This is a genomic window from Bacillus sp. FSL K6-0042, from assembly GCF_038006685.1.
Taxonomy (GTDB): Bacteria; Bacillota; Bacilli; order Bacillales; family Bacillaceae_G; genus Bacillus_A; species Bacillus_A pseudomycoides.
Window position 1 is genome coordinate 78,405 of sequence record NZ_JBBOVS010000001.1, and the last position, 19,181, is coordinate 97,585.

Consider the following 19,181-nt stretch of genomic DNA (forward strand, 5'->3'; position numbering starts at 1 on the left):
TTACGTTTTTTTCTGTTATATAAAGCATAGATATAAATATTCAATGATATTCTCCATTTTATTGAGAATATAGAAGATTGGAATTTAATATTGATTAATTGGTGCGCATTGTTTTTATAATTCACTTGTAGTTATGTACATTATATCCTTAATCAATGAAAAAAACGTATTAGTACTTGTTTTTTATAAACTATAATATTTTATTCGAATAGTTCTGATATATAGTAACACTTTTAACATTGTATAACTGTTTTTTAACACTCTAAAAAAGTGGGGGGTGTCAAATGGAAGGAATACTTTTTTTAAAGGATCGTGTTCTTAATAACTTATTGCTTGTTAAGAGACAAAAAAAGAATGGATTCAACCAAAAATAAGTTGTACTTTATAAGTCTGATTTTCGCTATTGTCTTTGCCTTAATTCCTACAACAGGACTAAATAATGGGGAGTTTCTTTCCCATGGTATACCTGCAGAAAATTCCCTCTATAACGATGGAGAGATAGTGAGATTTAATCTATTAGGGTTTATCATTAACTTTTTTGTGTTTTATTGGGTTTTTAAGCTGATACTAAAGGTATGGAGATTTTTGGTGAATAAATCCGGGGATTAACAGGATATGTATTATAACGATGAGTAAGTTTGAAAAGACATGAAAGGAGCGAATTGGTTCTGCTAAATATCAATATAAATCTTTAACAGAACCAATTAATAAGAAGATAAAGCATATTAGTCATGTATTACATAGTGTTCTAAAAGAAAAATAAGGGTTAACTTGAAAGTAAACGAATTATGATTTTCTAAAAACCTAAGTCGAATTAAAATGACTTAGGTTTTTTGGTCTAGGAGATTTGTTATATGTAGTTGCATCTAACCTAAATAATCATGATGATGAATCTGTAATCCTATCAATAAACTTACGTAAAGCTCCTGAATGAAAAGTATCTTTTCGAACGATAAAAGTAGTGGACACCCTTGAAAAACTCTCGGGTAAAGGAGTTAGCGCTAAAGAATGCTGATGATCTTGTATAATAGATTTTATCATGATAGCAGTGCCCATACCTGATTTTACACAAGCAAGTATAGCTTCAATTGTTCCAAACTCTAATACTCGTTTTGGATAAATTCCTTCTTCATGAAGCCATTTTTCTAATAAGCTACGATAGTAACAGCCTTGGCTAAAAGCTAATAAATTCATTTTTCCTAAATCATCGAAAGAAGATAGAGGTAGTTTACTAATGAGTACTAATTCTTCCTCGTAAAACAAGATTGAATTGAGGTCAGGGTGATAAATATTGCCAGCAATAAATGCGCCTTCAAGCTTCCTTTCTAAAACGAGTTGAACTAAATTTTCTGTTGAATGAGTTTCTAAAATGAGTTCAACTTCAGGATACGCATCATAATACGATGTCAAAATAGAAGGAAGACGGACTGCAGTTGTAGATTCCGTAGATCCAATTTTTAATGTTCCGTTTGGATGTGATCTGTTATTTTGGACAGCTTTAATAGATGCTTCCATTAAGTATATGATTTGCTTTGCATAAGTTAATAAAATTTCCCCATTTGAAGTTAGAGAAACACCTTTCCCATTTCGGTAAAATAGTGGTGCCCCTAGTTCGATTTCTAATTGTTTAATCCGCATTGTCACGTTAGATTGTACATAATTTAAGTTTTGAGCCGCGCGAGAGATATTTCCTTCTTTAGCTACTTCATGAAAAACAGTTAGATCTTTTATATCCATCCGATTTCCTCCTAAAGATATCAAAGATTTTGATATCTTTTATCATTAATACTCATTTTACATGATATCTGAACCTTTTTACAATGAATGATATAGGGGGGATGAAATTGTTAAGCCAAGAAAAAAATATGAAGTGTAGCAGTTCGTATAAATGGATTGTACTAATGCTAGCAACAGTAACGCAGGCAACTGCCACATTAATAACATATGGAGTCGGACCTTTAGCATTTTTTTGGAAGGAGATATATCATCTTACTGATATGCAGATGGGAATGTTGTTAACTGCTGTTAATATTGGTCCTCTTTTTTGCATGCTTTTTATAGGGAGATTGCTTGATCAATATAATGAAAGATTACTTATTGGGATTAGTTCAATATTACTTGGTGGATCTATCTTACTTATTCAAATAGTAAGAGGTTTTACTGGATTGTTATTTGTTCTTACGGTGGTTGGAGTTTTTTATAGTACCGCACAACCAGGGGGGAGTAAAGTGATTTTGAAATGGTTTCCGAAAGAAAATCGCGGGTTGGCTACGGGGATTAGACAAGCAGGCATTCCTATAGGTGGCGCAGTGGCAGGAGCTATTGTTCCTATTCTCTCTCTAAAATTTAATTTGTCATATACGATATATATCCTTTCGAGTATATGTATTACCGGAGGAGCATTATTTTTAGTTTTTTATAGGGAACCTTTTACTCATAAAGAGCCTGTGTTAAATAACAAAGTAATGCCTTTTTCACAACAGTTAAAAGGAGTTATGAATAACAAGGCATTATATCCAATTTTCTTCACAGGAATTTGTATGATCTCATTACAAATGGTATTGATTGGGCACTTTATAAAATTTTTGATTACTGCTAAATCCATATCTCCAATTTTGGCAGGGCAAATATTTTCGATTACTTTGTTTTTTGGAATGCTAGGACGAATTGTGTTAGCGGTAGTTAGTGATTTTTTCTATAAAGGTAACCGTCAGAAACCATTATTTATTTCTGTAGTCGCTGCATTTATTTTAATCTTCATTTTGATACTGAACATACATAATCTTTCGGTATGGGGTTTGTTTTTATTTAGCGGCTTATTAGGGTTCTTCGGCATTGGGTGGTTTAGTCTTTTTATGGTTGAAGTTGTTGAAACATCGCGGCAGGATTCAGTAGGAATTACGGTTAGCTTTGCACTTACGCTAAATCAAATTGCTATTATTTTAGCTCCGCCTGTTTTTGGCTTCATAGTGGATATCAAAGGGTATACGTGGGCGTGGATGTGTATGGCTATATTGCTGTTTGTTTCAGCAATAAGTTTATTGAAAAATTGCAAAAAAAAGTCATGCGAATGACATTTTTTTTGCAATATGATGTATAATCAATTTTGATATGAATTTTTAAATGGTGATATTATGACATATAAATGAATTTGATTCTTATTAATATTTTCTTTTCGTTCATTTCCTCTTTTGAAATTCCCTGTTATTTTGGCCGTAATGAGCTTCCTCTCTTTTTTATTGTTTGCATGATTTATTTTACTTGAAAATTTTTCTGCATCTTTTCTTTTGACAATCATAATTTATTTTCCGTAATACTCGATAAATACCATGTTATTTTTGTTTGTTCGATAACTGAACATTTTATTATCTAGTTAATTTTGCTTATCGATGAATGCTAATAGATTACCTTTTTTGGCATTATTGTATATGTTGTTTGCAAGGAATGTTACATAAAAAAACAAAATTTTAGTGAGATGAATCGGATTGTTGGGTGGAAATTTTATAAGAAAGAAATAGAATAGTAAGTGATCAAAAATTTGAGTATGGAAAGCTTCTCTTGAATAACTTTCCAATAATACAAATTTTTTAGGAAGATATAGATAATCAAGAGACATGCTAATTTATAGTAGTAGAATTGAGGATGAAATAGTAATATGTAGTTTATTTCTCGAATATAGTTCTTCAATAAATTTAAGCAAAAATTAAAGTCTTCTTTTAAATGAATAGAGATAGAATAAAACAATGAAAAGAGTAACAAGTATAAATTGAATAAAAAGAGGGCTCCTGTATGTTTAAGAGATGTTTAATCGTTTGCTTTATTATCGCAATTTTTTGCTTAAGTGTATATATGTTCATGCAAACAAATAAAGGTAAAACGCAGAATTTAAAGGCATTTTCAGATTCTACTAGTAAACTAGAAACAGATACACCGAAAGTAGATAGAAATCAGCGAAATCGTTATGCTGGGGCAACACAAAAATTAGACCGATATTTAAAAGAAAAGGGGTTTAATGGAACGGTACTTGTGACGGATCAAAATAATGTGATTTTGCGAAAAGGGTATGGCTATGCAAATATGCAGGATAAAGTCTTAACAACGCCAAGAACAAAATATCGTATTGGTTCTATCACTAAGACAGTAGTGGCAGTGTCTATATTGCAGTTGCAGGAAAAAGGGGAATTGAATATAGAAGATAATGTAAATAAGTATATTCCTTCATTCCCAGCGGATAAAAATATTACTTTAAGACATTTATTGACACATACATCTGGATTACCTGAACAAGGGAAAGGGAAAGTTGATGCGGCATCACGTTTAAAATTAGTGACATGGATTGGTTCACAAAATCTTGAATTCCCTGCGGGAACAGGTTGGAGATATACGGATTATAATTATATGGTACTTGCCTATGTTGTAGAAAAAATCTCTAAACAACCATTAGCTGAATATGTAAAAGAACATATTTTCACTCCAGTTGGAATGTATGAATCTGGTATGGGGGCAAAATTCCCTGGAGATATATTTTTCGCAGAAGGTTATACAAAGAAAGATAATGAATTCATATCTACTCCTCGGCTAAGAATGAATTGGCTATACGGTTGTGGTGAAATGTATACAACTGTAGAAGATATGAAGAGATTAGATGAGGCGATTATGACGGGCAAACTTCTTTCCAAACAAAGTTTATCAGATATGTTTACTGTATCACCTGCAAGGAAATATGGATTTAGTTTTTACATTTATCCAGATTATTACCATAATCATGGTGTATTAGCTGGATGGAATACATTTAATAATTTCAATTGGGATAAACGAATTTTTGTTATTCTTTTCTCTAATGTTCAAAACGGTATGACCGATGAATTTAATCAGGAATTTCGGAAGATGGCAAAAGATTTATTAGAAGGAAAATGAATTTGAAAAAGCCTCTAGCGTGAGAGGCTTTTTTTATTACAGTGACGAAAATTCTTCGACTAGTTTACTGAAACGATCTAGTGCACTTTCGATTGGTTTTGGTGTTGTTAAATCTACACCAGTTTTCTTTAAAAGATTGAGCGGATAATCGGAACTTCCACCTTTTAAGAATTCGATATAATTTTGCTGAGCGATAGGATCGCCGTTTAACAGTTGTTCTGCAATTTGAATTGCGGAAGCAAATCCGGTAGCGTATTTATAAACATAAAATGGTCGGTAAAAATGAGGGATTCTAGCCCATCCATATTTTACTTCTTCATCGAATACGAGCGTATCCCCATTGTATTCTCTAAACAAGTTTTCATATACATCATTAAATGTTTGAACATTTAATGGTTTACCTTGATGTGCCATTGCATGCGTAATCTTTTCAAATTCAGCAAACATAACTTGTGTAAAGAAAGTTCCTTTAAATTGATCAATAAAGTGATTGATTAAATATTTGCGTACGTCTATATCTTTTGCTTCTTTTAATAGATAGTGAATTAAGAGTATCTCATTCACTGTAGAAGCGACTTCTGCTACAAAGATTGAATAATGAGCAGAGATTCTCGGCTGAAACTTATGTGAATAATATGTATGCATACCATGACCACATTCATGAGTAAGTGTAAAGAGACTATTTAAGTCATCATTATGATTTAACAGAATAAAAGGGTGAACACCATATACGCCGAAATTATAGGCACCAGAACGTTTACCAGGTAATTCTCTTACATCTATATAGCGTTGATCTTTAAAACCTCGAAGCGTTTGAAGATATTCTTCACCAAGTGGAGAAAGGGAAGTAAGCATGATTTCAAATGCTTCATCATATGGAATATCTTGTTTTACACCTTTTACTAAATCAACATGTAAGTCATATTGTCTTAATTCATCTAGCTGCAATTTTTCTTTTCGTAAATGATTATACGCATGTAGGGATTTAATATTTCTTTTAGTTGTATCAATTAAATTATTGTATACTTCCTTTGAAACCATATCGCCAAATAGAGACTTTTCTAATGCGGATGGGTAGTTTCTAATTTTTGAAATCGTAACATTGTTTTTTATAGCTGCTGTTAAAGTAGAAGCGATAGAGTTTTTTAGCTGAACATAAGGCTGATAGTAGGCTTTATAAGCTTCTTTCCTCGTATCTCTATTTTCATCTTTTATTAATTTTGAGTACATCCCACGAGTTAAGTTCACTTTATCCCCGTTATCAGTTGTAACTTCTCCAAATGTAATATCTGCGTTATTGAGCATTCCGTATGTACGTTGAGGAGAAGAGAGGGCCTCACCCATTTGAGATAAGATTTCTTCTTTATCCTTATTTAAAACATGTTTCTTATATCGATATAATTCAAATAAGTCTTCTTTATAATATTGTAAGCCTTCGTTTTCTTCCATGTAAGAATGTAATGTTTTCTCGTCGACACTAAGTAAGAACGGGGAAAAAAAGGAACGAGCAGCACTTATTTTAACATGTAACTGCGATGCTTTATCTACAAAGGACTGTGCTTCTGTATCGCGCGTATCAAGGTCGGATTGAAGTCTTGCATAAGCATAAACTAAATTAAACAAACTTGATATTTCTTCACTTTTCGTAAGATAAGCAAGTAGGCTTTGACCATCATGGATAGTCCCATTAAATTTTTTTAAATCCTCTGTTAATCCTTCGATTTTTTGATAATCGAGTTCCCAGTTTTCAATCGTTTTATAAATATCCGTTAAATCCCACTTTTCTTGATCGGATACATCCATTCTATTTTTAAATTCTGTCATAATCATTTCCTTCCTAGATCTATATTTTGTATATTCTCTATATAACTATGAAATACAACAAATTGCAAAAAATCCCTGCTGCATGATGAAAAGTCTTGTCGGAAACGACAAACTGAGGGGGTGTCCCAAAAGCGTCTTTTCTTTATAACTTTATTAAAAAGTTATGCTTTCGGTATAGGCAAGTTATTGTGTGAATAAGAGGGTGTAGTTCAAAAAAGAGGTGGCTTTTTTATTCTGTTGTACTCGCAATCTATCTTTATCAAATTTAAATAATAAATGAAATTTGATCTGGTAAATCAATATTTTTTAAATTCTTCATTCCGCTGCATTCTTCAACTTGATTTTGGACAGACTTGTCCAGTAAAACAAGTTGTCCTTTTTTCACCATATGCATAGCTTCTATTCCAGAAATAATGGATGTAGCTGTGCGAAAGGATTTCAATCCTAACATCGAATGAACTCGCTTTTTAATAAACCGATGATCTTGTTCCACTATGTTATTGAAATATTTCACTTGCTCATAATTTGCTTAAGTAATAGCAAATAGATCAAATCGAAAATGGTAGCGCGGGTGCTTATGCTTGCGCTACCATTTTTCGGATTAACCATGATTTTAGCTACAAGGGAGCTGTCTCATCCGTGAACTAGCCTACTTTTCGGACAGCCTCTTTTTGTGTGCTATTTTTTCGTACTAGCCAAATACATTAGCATGTGAAATTTTTCGTCTATTACATGATAATCAAAATAAGGTCCTGGATCTGTACAGTAACCGATATTTTCACTTTGCGTGATTTGAAATCCGTTGACTGATAAATTTTCTTCTAAGTATTTTGGATATAAAATATGTTCGTGGGAATTTGGATATAAGGCTGAAATATTTTTCAAGGATTTGGCCGAGCTATCATAATAGGAGTACCCGCCGACAATTGTTGAACTGCTATGGAAATAGTTTTTTAAAACATGAATTGGGAACTGCGGATTGAGCAGTGAAAAATCAGTTGCTGTAAAACTATCCACAAAAATATCGATGCTAAGCGGTTTCAATGGCAGATTTAAATCAGAATTCAAAATATAAAGGACGTTTGGCTTCGGATTCATACGCTCAATTCTTTTTCTAACCTTCTTGAGCATCGCGAGCGAATAGCCACTGAATACATAGGATGCGGTCGTTTCAAGAACATCGATATATTTGGGTAGTGACACAAAAGCGTCAACGTTTGTTTCCACGATTAATTTGTTTTTCAAATCTACATTTTGTAGAACTTTTTGAAACCAAAAATTACTTTTTTCAAATAAGTTAATCATTTTGGGATTGATCTCTTTAATCGTTTCTTTATCGTAAAAATAAGATGGATAAGGAGACGTCTCGTACAAGTTCGCGGTAATGATAATACCTTCCTCGATAGCTGCCTCGTATCCACAAGTACAAGTTAAACTCCCCGTTTGAATGTAGACTTTTTTAATCGTTACATCTTTCATTTCAAGTGGAATGTGGCACTTCGGACAATAGAGCAGATTTACAAAGGAAAGCGGGATCCCTGTAAGATTCTCTTCTTTGGATGAAGGCGAGCTGGTTTGAACCGCTTTTTCAATCAATTGGATAGCTTTTGATATGTCTTCTTTTTTCTTGGTCAGCTGGTTCTTTTTATCAATGAGTAAGTTGTTGTAGTAGTCGATATCTTCATGGTCCGAGAAGTTTGTGACACGCTGATACGATAAAATTTGTTGAATTTCTAGCAGTGAAAAATGAAATTTTTTCAGCTCAGTAATAAAAGCCATGTCGTCGAGACACAATTGGTTCATTTGATACTGGGTGTTTTTTTTGTCTGGTATTAATAATCCCAGTTCAATGTAATAACGAACGGTATCAGTCGTAACATGAAAAAGCTTTGCAAATGTACCAATTTTCATAGATGCCCCCCCAATGAAAAAAGTGGAGTTACTCCACTTTTTTCACAAAAATGAATTCAAAAAACTCTCAAATGGCTATTGACTTGGAGGAAACTCCAAGTCATATGATGGATCTAAGAAGTTTGAATATTATGAATAATTTTTGACTGTATTGTAACATACATGTCATAAAAGGAGAAGAATTAGCTATGGATAAGATGGATCGAATGGATACTCTCTCACTGTGGACAGCGACTGCAAACAGCTATGAAAAAGGAAAACTTCTTGAAGGAAATGAAGAGGCGGATGTTGTCATTATTGGCGCAGGTTTCACAGGTCTTTCTTCTGCATATCATTTGCAAAAATTAGGGAAGAGTGTCATTGTCCTTGAGCAAGAAACAATCGGATATGGTGCAAGTGGTCGTAACGGCGGGATGGTATTGCCAGGCTATAAGCCAACGATGCAGGAGCTTGCCAAAAAGTATAGTGCCGACGAGGCGAGACAGCTTAACGATCTCTCCCTGTTTAGTGTTGAACTGGTTAAAAACATCATCGACGAGCATCAAATCAACTGTAACTTTAGAAAGACAGGTCACATTGTGGCGGCTTACAAAGCCAAGCATTTTGAAGGATTGAAACATGAAAGCGAATACTTAAACAAAAATTTCGGGTACGAATCAAGCGTGCTTGATCGAAGTCAGTTGCATCAAGAGATCGATTCTCCACATTATTATGGCTGCTTAGTCGACAACTCGAGTTACTCGTTCCAGCCACTGAACTATGCAATTGGTTTGGGAGAAGCAGCTAAATCGATCGGTGCAAAAATCTTTGAACATTCGAAAGCACTATCTATTGAGTACGGTCGAAACAGTGTGAAAGTTGTAACAGAAAAAGGTGCTGTTACTGCGAAAGACATTATTGTGGCTACAGATGGTTACTCTGGAAAAATCATGAATGAACTGAACAAAGGCGTACTGCCAATTTCGGCACGTATTATTGCTACTGAACAGCTTCCAGAATCACTGGTGAGTACCGTCATTCCTAAGGATCGTATGGTTTTTGATACAAGCAGTTTCCTTTACTATTTCCGACGTACACCAGATAATCGGATCGTATTTGGCGGTGGCGATGTTCGTCCAAACTTAGGCGATACTGTTTATCAAAGTGTTTACGATGCCATGGTTAAAATAATGCCAAAACTAGCAGGAAGCAAGATTGATTTCCGTTGGGGTGGATTTATCGGGGTTACAATTGATACGTTCCCGGTTATCGGCAGATCCAAAGAAGGCGCATACTTCGCAACGGGTTATACGGGCCACGGTGCGTCTCTCTCGACATTGTTTGGTAAGTTATTGGCACAATGGATCGTTACGGGAAGTGCAGGTGGATATCGATTTGAAAAGGAGCGCCTCAAATCATTTCCGTTCTATAATCAGAAAACGATGCTGGTCAATCTAGCACATATTGGTTTCAAACTGTTAGATATTATTGCATAAAGGAGAGTTGTTTATGAAAATTAACATGTTCATTGACGGGAAATGGGTAGAAGCGTTATCCGGTGCTAGACGAAACATTATCAATCCTGCAACCGGAGAGGTGATCGCAACGTCTGCTTATGGATCAGCAGACGATGCGAAGATAGCAACCAAGGCAGCTCGTAAAGCGTTTGACAGCGGGATCTGGTCGGATTTATCGGCTGATGAAAGAGCTGACTATCTCTATAAAATTGCAGACCGTCTTGAAGAGAAGGCAGCTGAAATTGCACGTTTGGAAACTGCAAATAACGGTAAGGTTATTCGTGCAACCACTTATGTGGATATTCCGGTATCGATTCAATGCTTCCGCTATTATGCTGACTTGATCAAAGGTATGAAAAAGGAATCTTACACTCGTGCTGATTCTTCGGAAACAATTATTATTCATGAACCGATTGGTGTTTGTGGACTGATTGTACCTTGGAACTTCCCGCTTATGTTAGCTGTTTGGCAAATTGCTCCTGCACTCGCCGCAGGGAATACAATTGTAATTAAGCCTGCTGATGTCACTCCTGTAAGTGTATTCAAATTATTTGAAATTATCGAAGAGGTTGGACTTCCGGACGGAGTGGCAAACTTGGTATTGGGACCTGGCTCAAAGGTTGGGAATGAGCTTGCCGAGAGCCATGATGTTGACAAAATTGCCTTTACCGGTGGAACAAAAACAGGTCAAAGCATTATGCGCGCAGCTGCGGGCAATATGAAAAAAATCACACTTGAACTGGGTGGTAAATCTCCACTTATTGTGTTCGACGATGTGGATTTTGAAACTGCAGTCGAGAATGCGATGTTTGGTATTTTCCACAATGCTGGGCAAGTTTGTTCAGCTGCATCTCGTTTGCTTGTACAAGAGACCATTTACGATAAGTTTGTTGAAAGATTGGCCGAGTGTGCAAGCAAAATTGTAGTTGGCAACGGGGAAAGCGAGAACATTGAAATGGGAGCCCTCACAAACGAGCTTCATATGAATGAAGTTTTACATTACATCAAGAGCGGAATCGAAGAAGGTGCAAAATTAGTTTGTGGTGGTAAGCGCTTAACAGAAAATGGGCTTGATCGAGGATTTTTTATTGCGCCAACGATCTTTGCTGATGTAAATGCGAATATGCGTATTGTTAAGGAAGAGATTTTTGGTCCAGTCCTTGTTGTACAGAAATTTAAAGATGAGGAAGATGCCATCCAAAAAGCGAATGATTCCATTTATGGATTGGCAGGTGCTGTATTTACTGAAGATATGGATCGAGCAAAACGTGTCATTAGTAAATTGCGTGCGGGAATTACTTGGATTAATAGTTATCATCTCGCTTATGTTGAAGGTCCTTGGGGAGGATATAAGCAAAGTGGAATCGGCAGAGCGTTAGGTGCTGTTGGGCTGGAGCACTTTATGGAAACGAAGCAAATCAATATCCACCAGCATGCCCAGCCTGTAGGTTGGTATGCGAATTAATTGAGCTTAACTTGCTATATAAATTATTTATAAGGGGACATGCTCATGAAAATAGTAGACAACCGTCCGTCATCAAAGATAGAGCAACTAGAAGTAATGAATAAGCCGGCGCATGATTCAGTGCTGGGAACCAAAAGTATTCCGTTACTATATTTACGGTTTGCTTTGGCAGGAATTATGGCTAACGTGATTCTAGGAATTGTAGCGGTTGTCGATGGGTATTTCGTCAGTGGCTTTCAGGAGCTGGAAGTCGAAGGGATCGGAATTGGATTTACGGTCATGGTTATTACCCGTATGCTTGGCGTTCTTTTGGGTGTGGGAGCCGGAGCGGTCATTTCACTTCGACTTGGAAAAGGAAAGACCGAAGAAGCTAGAGGTATTATGGGACAAACTTTATGGTTTACTCTTTTCCTCTCCATTTTGTTAGCTGTACTTGGAGTGGTCTTTGAAAATAATATTATGACCTTATTCGGAGCAAGTGATGAAGCGCTTCCGTACGCGGTACAATATAGCCGTTTGCTATGGGTTTCATTGCCATTAACGATATCGGCCGTTGTATTAAGTATTTTAACCAATATCGATGAAAAACCTGTATTATCAATGAACAGTTGGTTAGTCGCAGCAGTTGTTGCGGGGATTACAGAATGGATTATGGTAACGAAGTATGACATGGGGATGATGGGTTCCTCATGGGCCAATACGATTTCGCAATCGATCCCTGTTCTCCTAATCTTTTATTTCTGGTTTGGTAAAACAAAACTTAAGCCAAAAATGAAAGATATGATGATTAATCTCAAGACGATCGGTGAAGTGGTGTGGACGGGCTTTGCATCTTTCTCGAGTCAGTTCATGATGTTTATTGCAATTATTTTCTTCAACAACTTACTGCTAAGCTACGGTGGTGGGGTGCACGTTGCCGCTTTCACGATTCAAAACGGTTACATTACAAATCTGCTTGCCTTAGCAGCGCTCGGTGGGATGACAGGACTTCAACCGATCATTAGTTATAATTACGGTGCGGGTAACCTTGATCGTGTTAAACAAGCAATTAAGGTGGGACTCATTTTTACGGTTGCCTTCTTTGTGATTGTGACAGCTATGCTAATCATTTTTGCAGATCCAATTGTGTCATTTTTTTCCGGTGGTAATCCTGAATTGCAGAAACTGGGTATTTGGACAACAGTTGTATTCAATTCTTTGTTTACGCTTAATGCAGTCAGCTTGCTTATCTCCGGTTATTTCGAATCTCAAGAGAGAAACTGGACCGCAACGTTTATTAATGTTAGCAAAATGCTGTTGTTCTCGTTCCCGTTTCTATTTATTTTCCCGAAATTCTGGGGGGTAGAAGGTATATGGTACGCAACTCCTGCTGCAGAAATTCCAGGCGTTCTCATTGCTATGTACTTTATGAAAAAAGAGTTCAAACGTTTAAAAGATTCGAATGTTAAGACAGTACGCTTATAGAACCTATTTCTTTAAAATTACCTGTAAGAAAGAGAGATGATTATCATGTTTTTTGCGAAAAAACTTACAGCAGAAGAAGCACAGCAATTAGGTGTTGATACTTGGGAAGCGTGGGTAGGTGAACCGAATAAAGGAACGTGGCATGTAGAAGAGCAGGAAGTTTTCTATGTGACAGACGGTGAAGTGTTTATTACTGTTGATAGAGAAAAATATCATATTACAAAGGATTGGGTCGTTTCCTTGGCTAAGGACCTTGTCTGTGAATGGGATTGTCCAGTATTTTTGAAAAAGAATTATAAAATGAACCATGAGATCAATCTGAAATAATGTGAAATGGGAAGTGGGCAAATGCTAAGCAGATGACTGCTCCTGCGTATTTAATGGATAAGAAATTCAGAATAGTAAAGCGAAATGGAGATAAAGCCTAATGAACCAAAAAGCCGACATTGTTCTCTCAAGTAATGTTGACGAAATGTAGTGAAATTTATGCAAATAAGTTTACATACCGTCATATGAATACGCTTCCTTTTACAGGTGCAATAAATATATAGGACGGTTATCTTAAAATAGGAGGTTTCACTATGGTAGTAACGAAAAATGTACAAACGTTGAAAAATTATATTGGCGGACAATGGATCGAATCCACAAGTAAACAGATTGAAGATGTACCAAATCCAGCAACAGGAGAGATCATTGCTCGTGTACCGCTTTCGACTAAAGAAGATTTAGATAGAGCTGTAGCAACTGCTAAAGAAGCAGGTCTTCCAGATGGAGTACTAAATGTTGTGCATGGTGCACATGACGTCGTTAATGGCATTCTTGACAATGAGGATGTGAAGGCTGTATCTTTCGTTGGTTCTCAACCTGTGGCTGAGTATATATATAAAACAGCAGCAGCTAACGGCAAACGTGTACAAGCTCTTGCAGGGGCAAAAAATCATTCGATCGTATTAAAAGATGCGGACCTTAGTTCTGCAGCGAAGGAAATTACAAATGCTGCCTTCGGTTCAGCCGGTGAACGATGCATGGCGGCGGCTGTTGTTGTCGTGGAAGAAGACGTTGCAGATGAGCTCGTTAATAGACTGCTTCAAGAGGCTAATGTTATTACTATTGGCAATGGCCTGGAAGAAGGTGTTTTCCTTGGTCCCGTTATTCGTGAAGGACATAAAGAGCGGACACTCGTCTACATTCAATCCGGTGTAGAGCAGGGAGCGACACTTATTCGTGACGGACGTGAAGACGATGCAGCAAACGGCCAAGGTTATTTTGTTGGCCCAACGATTTTTGACAATGTGACACAGGAAATGAAAATCTGGCAGGATGAAATCTTCGCACCGGTTCTTTCTGTTGTACGCGTAAAAGACTTGACGGAAGCGATTAATGTTGCTAATGCATCGCCATTCGCAAATGGTGCATGCCTGTACACCAATAGCGCTAAAGCCATTCGTGAATTCCGTGAAGAAATTGATGCAGGTATGCTTGGAGTCAATCTTGGAGTTCCTGCTCCAATGGCATTCTTCCCATTCTCAGGTTATAAGAAATCCTTCTATGGTGATCTCCATGCAAATGGAAAAGATGGCGTAGAATTCTATACTCGCAAGAAAATGCTTACGGCTCGTTATTGAAAGAGCGATGTAAAATCATAAAAGGATAGAATGGAGTTGGTGATTGTGCAAACGACAGAACAAACACAAAATTTGCAAAAAGTAGATGAAAAGTACCTTTGGCATGCAATGAGAGGAGCAGCCCCTAGTCCAACGAATTTAATTATCACAAAAGCAGAAGGGGCATGGGTGAAGGATATTGATGGAAACCGTTATTTAGACGGTATGTCCGGTCTTTGGTGCGTGAATGTTGGGTATGGTCGAAAAGAGCTTGCAAGAGCGGCTTTTGAACAGCTTGAAGAAATGCCGTACTTCCCTCTGACACAAAGTCATGTTCCTGCCATTAAATTAGCAGAAAAATTGAATGAATGGCTTGGTGACGAATACGTCATTTTCTTTTCTAACAGTGGATCGGAAGCGAATGAAACAGCGTTTAAAATTGCTCGTCAATATCATCAGCAAAAAGGTGATCATGGACGCTATAAGTTTATTTCACGCTATCGCGCTTACCACGGTAATTCAATGGGGGCTCTTGCAGCAACAGGTCAAGCGCAACGAAAGTACAAATATGAACCATTGGGGCAAGGATTTCTGCATGTAGCACCGCCTGATACGTATCGCAATCCAGATGATGTTCATACACTGGCAAGTGCTGATGAAATCGATCGTGTCATGACATGGGAGTTAAGCCAAACAGTAGCCGGCGTGATTATGGAGCCGATTATTACCGGGGGCGGAATTTTAATGCCTCCTGATGGATATATGGCAAAAGTAAAAGAAATTTGCGAGAAGCACGGTGCGTTGCTCATTTGTGATGAAGTTATATGTGGATTTGGCCGGACAGGGAAGCCGTTTGGGTTTATGAACTATGGCGTCAAACCAGATATCATTACAATGGCAAAAGGTATTACAAGTGCGTATCTTCCTTTGTCAGCAACAGCAGTCAGACGAGAGATTTATGAGGCATACATAGGCAGTGAAGATTATGATCGCTTCCGCCATGTGAATACGTTCGGAGGAAATCCTGCTGCTTGTGCCTTGGCTTTGAAGAATTTAGAAATTATGGAGAATGAGAAACTCATTGAACGTTCTCAAGAATTGGGTGAACGACTGTTATATGAACTAGAGGATGTAAAAGAGCATCCAAACGTAGGAGATGTTCGCGGAAAAGGCCTTCTTTTAGGTATTGAACTAGTGGAAGATAAGCAAATGAAAGAACCGGCTGCCATTGAAAAGGTGAACAAAGTCATCAATGCTTGTAAAGAAAAAGGTCTAATTATTGGTAAAAATGGTGACACTGTTGCAGGTTACAATAATATTTTGCAGCTTGCTCCTCCATTAAGCATCACAGAAGAAGACTTTACTTTTATTGTTAAAACAATAAAAGAATGTTTATCTCAACTTTAACTAATTATGGATAAATCTTGTTAAAAAGCAGAATAGCATATTGAGAGATATAGCTTTAAATACTAAACGAATCACTCTAAAAGAGTAATTCCGAAAGGGCTGAGTTTATGAAGGCTGATGTTGTATTGATAAATGGAGAAGTTATTACAGTAGACCAAAAGAATACAGTAGTCGAAGCTGTAGCAATAAAAGATAATCGTATCGCAGTTGTTGGTTCAAATCAGGAGGTTAAGAGTTTTATAGGAGAAAAAACGGATGTAATTGACCTGCAAGGAAAAACGCTTCTTCCTGGATTCATTGATTCTCATATTCACCTCATTTCTCATGGGCTGAATCAGTTGGCGGTAAGTTGTAAAGCTGAACATATCGATTCTATCGAGGCTTTGTTAGATGACCTGAAAAAGAAAGCCTTAGAAACTCCTAAAGGTGAATGGATACGTGCCTGGGGCTTTAATGAAACCGCTGTGAAGGAAAAGCGTTATCCAACAATCGCTGAGCTGGATGAAATTTCAGTTGAACACCCTATTATTGTATCCCGCACTTGCAGCCATATAAGCGTGGTGAATAGCAAAGCTTTAGAAATTGCGCAAATTAACGAGAACACACCGGATTCTAATGGGGGAGTTATTGAAAAGAATCAGGCAGGAAGGCTTACAGGAAAGTTAATTGAAGCAGCAAATATGGAGATGAGCGAGGTTGCAAGTTATACAGAAAGTGAACTGATGAAGGCTGTGAAAATTGCATCAGATCATTTCGTTACAGCGGGCATAACAAGTATACATGAGGCAGGTGGACATGGCCCTGAGAGTTACCGTTTACTGCAACAAGCTGTGAAGAGTAAGGATATTCGTGTCCGAATATATGCAATGATATGTCAGTTAAATAACTCCCATGAATTTGTTAATAAAATGGTCGAAGCTGGTGTGGTAACTGGTACCGGAGATGAGAGATTCAAAGTTGGACCAGCTAAATTGTTTACAGATGGAAGTAGCACCGGGCCTACAATTGCAACCCGTGAGTCGTACTCCAGTGACTCTAACAATTATGGTATTCTTTATTATAGTGAGGAAGAAATCTACCAAGTTCTAGGTGAAGCACATAAAAAAGGCTATCAAATCACTGTACATGCACAAGGTGATAAAGCCATTGAAATGTATTTAAATTGTGTAGAAAAGGCGTTGGAGGAATCACCAAGAAAAAACCACCGTCATCGGATTGAGCACGCGGGAATTTCTTCACCAGATTTACAAGAGAGAATGAAAAAACTCGAGGTGATTCCTATTCCAAATCCTCCATTTCCATATGAATTCGGAGAGATATATGTCCAACACTATGGTGATCGTGTTAATCACATGTACGCTGTTCGTGATTTTATTGATCGTGGCATCATGGCAGCAGGTGGATCGGACGCGCCAGTTACTGACTATAATCCTTTATTAGGAATTCATGTTGCTGTCAATAGAAAAAGCCAGTCTGGAATGGAGTTTGGTGCTAATCAATCTATAAGCGTAATGGAAGCTATTAAACTATACACCTGGAATGGCGCTTATGCGAGTTTTGAAGAAGAGATAAAAGGAAGCATAGAGGTCGGAAAGTTGGCGGATTTAGTTATACTAAATGACAGTATTTTAAGTGTCAACCCAAACCAAATTAAAGATTTAAAAGTAGAAACAACTATTATTGATGGTGAAATTATCTATCAAGAAGAACAATCAGTAAAAATTTAATATATCATAGTTTACATACCACGTAAACCTTGTAATGTTATGTGGTGTTTGTTGGAACTGTAGATGCAGGATTAGGATTTACAATCGATGCGAAGGTTATGATGGATGGTTCACCGCAATACAAAGTACGTAACAGCAAAGGTGCAACGTATTATGTAACTGCAAACGAAGCACATGTATATGCAAAGAATCTCTGTTGTACGATGAAAAGTCTTGCCGAAAACGACAAGACTTTTCAATTTGTAAACTATAATTTTATACCAAATGTTGCGTGTAATAGGTCTGAATATTGTTGTTTTGTAATCTCTTCTTTACTCTTTTTCCCTTGTTTTGTTACTGTAAAACTATCTTTTGTTAAAGCAGCATGCCCGTCAGAAGTTAGTTTTACAATAAGGGGTACTTTATTAAAAGGAGAGTCTTTATGCTCCACAATTATTCTTTGCGCTTCATTCAACTTTGTTTCGTCAATTTCTTCAATATAAAATGCATAACCTAATGTCCAGTCCTCAAGAGAGGCCATGTCTAGAAATTCATTATTCTTTTTCATCTCTAAAATATAGTTTCCTTTTGCAGTTGTTTCTTTTCGGATGCGATAGTCTCCGGTAACAGATTGAACAGCTGCCCCTGAGAAAGGAACGGGTGAAAGAGGAAGATATGAACCGAAACCGACTTCAATTAAATAAAGTTCATCATTATGTTTTAAAACGGTTGCCACATGTCCTGAATCAACAGCCCAAGTAGCAGAAGCGGCATTATAAACCGTCCCTGATACTAAATGAACAGCGAAACCGCAATCTTTAAGGAAGTAATACATCGTTGGATTCAATTCATAGCAAAGACCACCGCGATTATGAACTAAGATTTTTTCTTGGAGATGTTCTTTTGATATTTCTTTCACTGTTCCTTGAATAATATCCAAATTTTCAAATGGAACTGCTTGAGCCATTGCATGAAGGATTTCGTTTAAATCTTCAAATGAAATGGACTCTCTTTCTTGTATATTTAATCTGGAAAAGAATTGCTTTTGTAGTTCTGTCATGTAAATCGCTCCTTATCCATTTTCCTTATATATAATTGTATCGAATGTTGAATAAGAAAACATCCCTAATACGTTGAATAAACAATCCATATATATACTTACGACTAAAGTATAATAAGAAGAATATTGTAAAGTATGGAACCTTTACTTCTGTCGTAACATATAGTATGATAATTTCAATAAATTAGATTTCAATGAACATAATTATAAATTAATGAGAGGTGCTTTTTGTGAGTGCGGTAGGTTCTAAATAGGAAAAAATTGAATGAAATAAATCTAATGAGAACAGGGGATTTTTATATACTTCTAACCCCTAACTTTGTCATG

General features: G+C 36.6%; 13 protein-coding genes and 3 pseudogenes. 10 read left to right on the forward strand and 6 right to left on the reverse strand.

What is annotated here, in order from left to right:
- Positions 1 to 879: 879 nt before the first annotated feature.
- Positions 880 to 1,737, reverse strand: a complete 858-nt coding sequence (locus MHH45_RS00375; protein ID WP_088094260.1) for a LysR family transcriptional regulator — start codon at positions 1,735 to 1,737, stop codon at positions 880 to 882.
- Positions 1,738 to 1,844: 107 nt separating this feature from the next.
- On the opposite strand from MHH45_RS00375, the gene MHH45_RS00380 reads away from it, so the two are divergent.
- Positions 1,845 to 3,074, forward strand: a complete 1,230-nt coding sequence (locus MHH45_RS00380) for an MFS transporter (RefSeq protein WP_016115576.1) — start codon at positions 1,845 to 1,847, stop codon at positions 3,072 to 3,074.
- A 101-nt stretch (positions 3,075 to 3,175) separates the two neighbouring features.
- On the opposite strand, the pseudogene MHH45_RS00385 reads toward MHH45_RS00380, so the two are convergent.
- Positions 3,176 to 3,361: pseudogene (locus MHH45_RS00385) on the reverse strand (hypothetical protein); the annotation flags it as partial.
- A 428-nt stretch (positions 3,362 to 3,789) separates the two neighbouring features.
- Between MHH45_RS00385 and MHH45_RS00390 the strand changes: the two are divergent.
- Positions 3,790 to 4,917 (forward strand): serine hydrolase domain-containing protein, encoded by a 1,128-nt coding sequence (locus tag MHH45_RS00390; protein WP_016115574.1) that lies wholly within the window; start codon positions 3,790 to 3,792, stop codon positions 4,915 to 4,917.
- 36 nt (positions 4,918 to 4,953) lie between these two features.
- Here the strand turns inward: MHH45_RS00390 and pepF are convergent, their stop codons facing one another.
- The 3 genes and pseudogenes from pepF to MHH45_RS00405 form a co-directional block, all read right to left on the reverse strand.
- Positions 4,954 to 6,741 (reverse strand): oligoendopeptidase F, encoded by a 1,788-nt coding sequence (gene pepF / locus MHH45_RS00395; protein ID WP_088094258.1) that lies wholly within the window; start codon positions 6,739 to 6,741, stop codon positions 4,954 to 4,956.
- A gap of 265 nt (positions 6,742 to 7,006) precedes the next feature.
- Positions 7,007 to 7,258, reverse strand: a pseudogene (locus MHH45_RS00400) (DDE-type integrase/transposase/recombinase); the annotation flags it as partial.
- A gap of 161 nt (positions 7,259 to 7,419) precedes the next feature.
- Complete coding sequence (locus MHH45_RS00405; RefSeq protein ID WP_088094257.1) at positions 7,420 to 8,652, reverse strand: MerR family transcriptional regulator; 1,233 nt, start codon at positions 8,650 to 8,652, stop codon at positions 7,420 to 7,422.
- Between the two features lie 188 nt (positions 8,653 to 8,840).
- Between MHH45_RS00405 and MHH45_RS00410 the strand changes: the two genes are divergently transcribed.
- The 8 genes and pseudogenes from MHH45_RS00410 to MHH45_RS00445 form a co-directional block, all read left to right on the forward strand.
- Positions 8,841 to 10,127, forward strand: a complete 1,287-nt coding sequence (locus tag MHH45_RS00410) for an NAD(P)/FAD-dependent oxidoreductase (RefSeq protein ID WP_016115570.1) — start codon at positions 8,841 to 8,843, stop codon at positions 10,125 to 10,127.
- Between the two features lie 13 nt (positions 10,128 to 10,140).
- Positions 10,141 to 11,613, forward strand: coding sequence for an aldehyde dehydrogenase family protein (locus MHH45_RS00415; protein WP_016115569.1), 1,473 nt, complete (start codon positions 10,141 to 10,143; stop codon positions 11,611 to 11,613).
- Positions 11,614 to 11,658: 45 nt separating this feature from the next.
- A complete protein-coding gene (locus tag MHH45_RS00420; protein WP_088094256.1) occupies positions 11,659 to 13,077 on the forward strand; it encodes an MATE family efflux transporter in 1,419 nt (472 codons plus the stop codon).
- 45 nt (positions 13,078 to 13,122) lie between these two features.
- The gene (locus MHH45_RS00425) at positions 13,123 to 13,404 is read left to right on the forward strand and encodes a cupin domain-containing protein (RefSeq protein ID WP_016115567.1); all 282 of its coding nucleotides are present in this window, start codon (positions 13,123 to 13,125) and stop codon (positions 13,402 to 13,404) included.
- A gap of 254 nt (positions 13,405 to 13,658) precedes the next feature.
- Positions 13,659 to 14,702, forward strand: coding sequence for an aldehyde dehydrogenase family protein (locus MHH45_RS00430; RefSeq protein WP_088094255.1), 1,044 nt, complete (start codon positions 13,659 to 13,661; stop codon positions 14,700 to 14,702).
- A 30-nt stretch (positions 14,703 to 14,732) separates the two neighbouring features.
- Positions 14,733 to 16,088, forward strand: a complete 1,356-nt coding sequence (locus MHH45_RS00435) for an aspartate aminotransferase family protein (protein WP_170927951.1) — start codon at positions 14,733 to 14,735, stop codon at positions 16,086 to 16,088.
- Between the two features lie 107 nt (positions 16,089 to 16,195).
- Positions 16,196 to 17,815, forward strand: a complete 1,620-nt coding sequence (locus tag MHH45_RS00440; protein WP_088094253.1) for an amidohydrolase — start codon at positions 16,196 to 16,198, stop codon at positions 17,813 to 17,815.
- 53 nt (positions 17,816 to 17,868) lie between these two features.
- Positions 17,869 to 18,003 (forward strand): annotated as a pseudogene (locus MHH45_RS00445) (N-acetylmuramoyl-L-alanine amidase); the annotation flags it as partial.
- Positions 18,004 to 18,062: 59 nt separating this feature from the next.
- Here the strand turns inward: MHH45_RS00445 and MHH45_RS00450 are convergent.
- Positions 18,063 to 18,854, reverse strand: a complete 792-nt coding sequence (locus tag MHH45_RS00450; RefSeq protein ID WP_088094252.1) for an arylamine N-acetyltransferase family protein — start codon at positions 18,852 to 18,854, stop codon at positions 18,063 to 18,065.
- Between the last annotated feature and the right edge of the window lie 327 nt (positions 18,855 to 19,181).

Coding starts and splice junctions, on each gene's coding strand:
- MHH45_RS00430 (WP_088094255.1), top strand. CDS start 13,659: ATGGTAGTAACGAAAAATGTACAAACGTTGAAAAATTATATTGGCGGA.
- MHH45_RS00440 (WP_088094253.1), top strand. CDS start 16,196: ATGAAGGCTGATGTTGTATTGATAAATGGAGAAGTTATTACAGTAGAC.
- MHH45_RS00415 (WP_016115569.1), top strand. CDS start 10,141: ATGAAAATTAACATGTTCATTGACGGGAAATGGGTAGAAGCGTTATCC.
- MHH45_RS00410 (WP_016115570.1), top strand. CDS start 8,841: ATGGATAAGATGGATCGAATGGATACTCTCTCACTGTGGACAGCGACT.
- MHH45_RS00425 (WP_016115567.1), top strand. CDS start 13,123: ATGTTTTTTGCGAAAAAACTTACAGCAGAAGAAGCACAGCAATTAGGT.
- pepF (WP_088094258.1), bottom strand. CDS start 6,741: ATGACAGAATTTAAAAATAGAATGGATGTATCCGATCAAGAAAAGTGG.
- MHH45_RS00405 (WP_088094257.1), bottom strand. CDS start 8,652: ATGAAAATTGGTACATTTGCAAAGCTTTTTCATGTTACGACTGATACC.
- MHH45_RS00450 (WP_088094252.1), bottom strand. CDS start 18,854: ATGACAGAACTACAAAAGCAATTCTTTTCCAGATTAAATATACAAGAA.
- MHH45_RS00375 (WP_088094260.1), bottom strand. CDS start 1,737: ATGGATATAAAAGATCTAACTGTTTTTCATGAAGTAGCTAAAGAAGGA.
- MHH45_RS00390 (WP_016115574.1), top strand. CDS start 3,790: ATGTTTAAGAGATGTTTAATCGTTTGCTTTATTATCGCAATTTTTTGC.
- MHH45_RS00435 (WP_170927951.1), top strand. CDS start 14,733: ATGGAGTTGGTGATTGTGCAAACGACAGAACAAACACAAAATTTGCAA.
- MHH45_RS00420 (WP_088094256.1), top strand. CDS start 11,659: ATGAAAATAGTAGACAACCGTCCGTCATCAAAGATAGAGCAACTAGAA.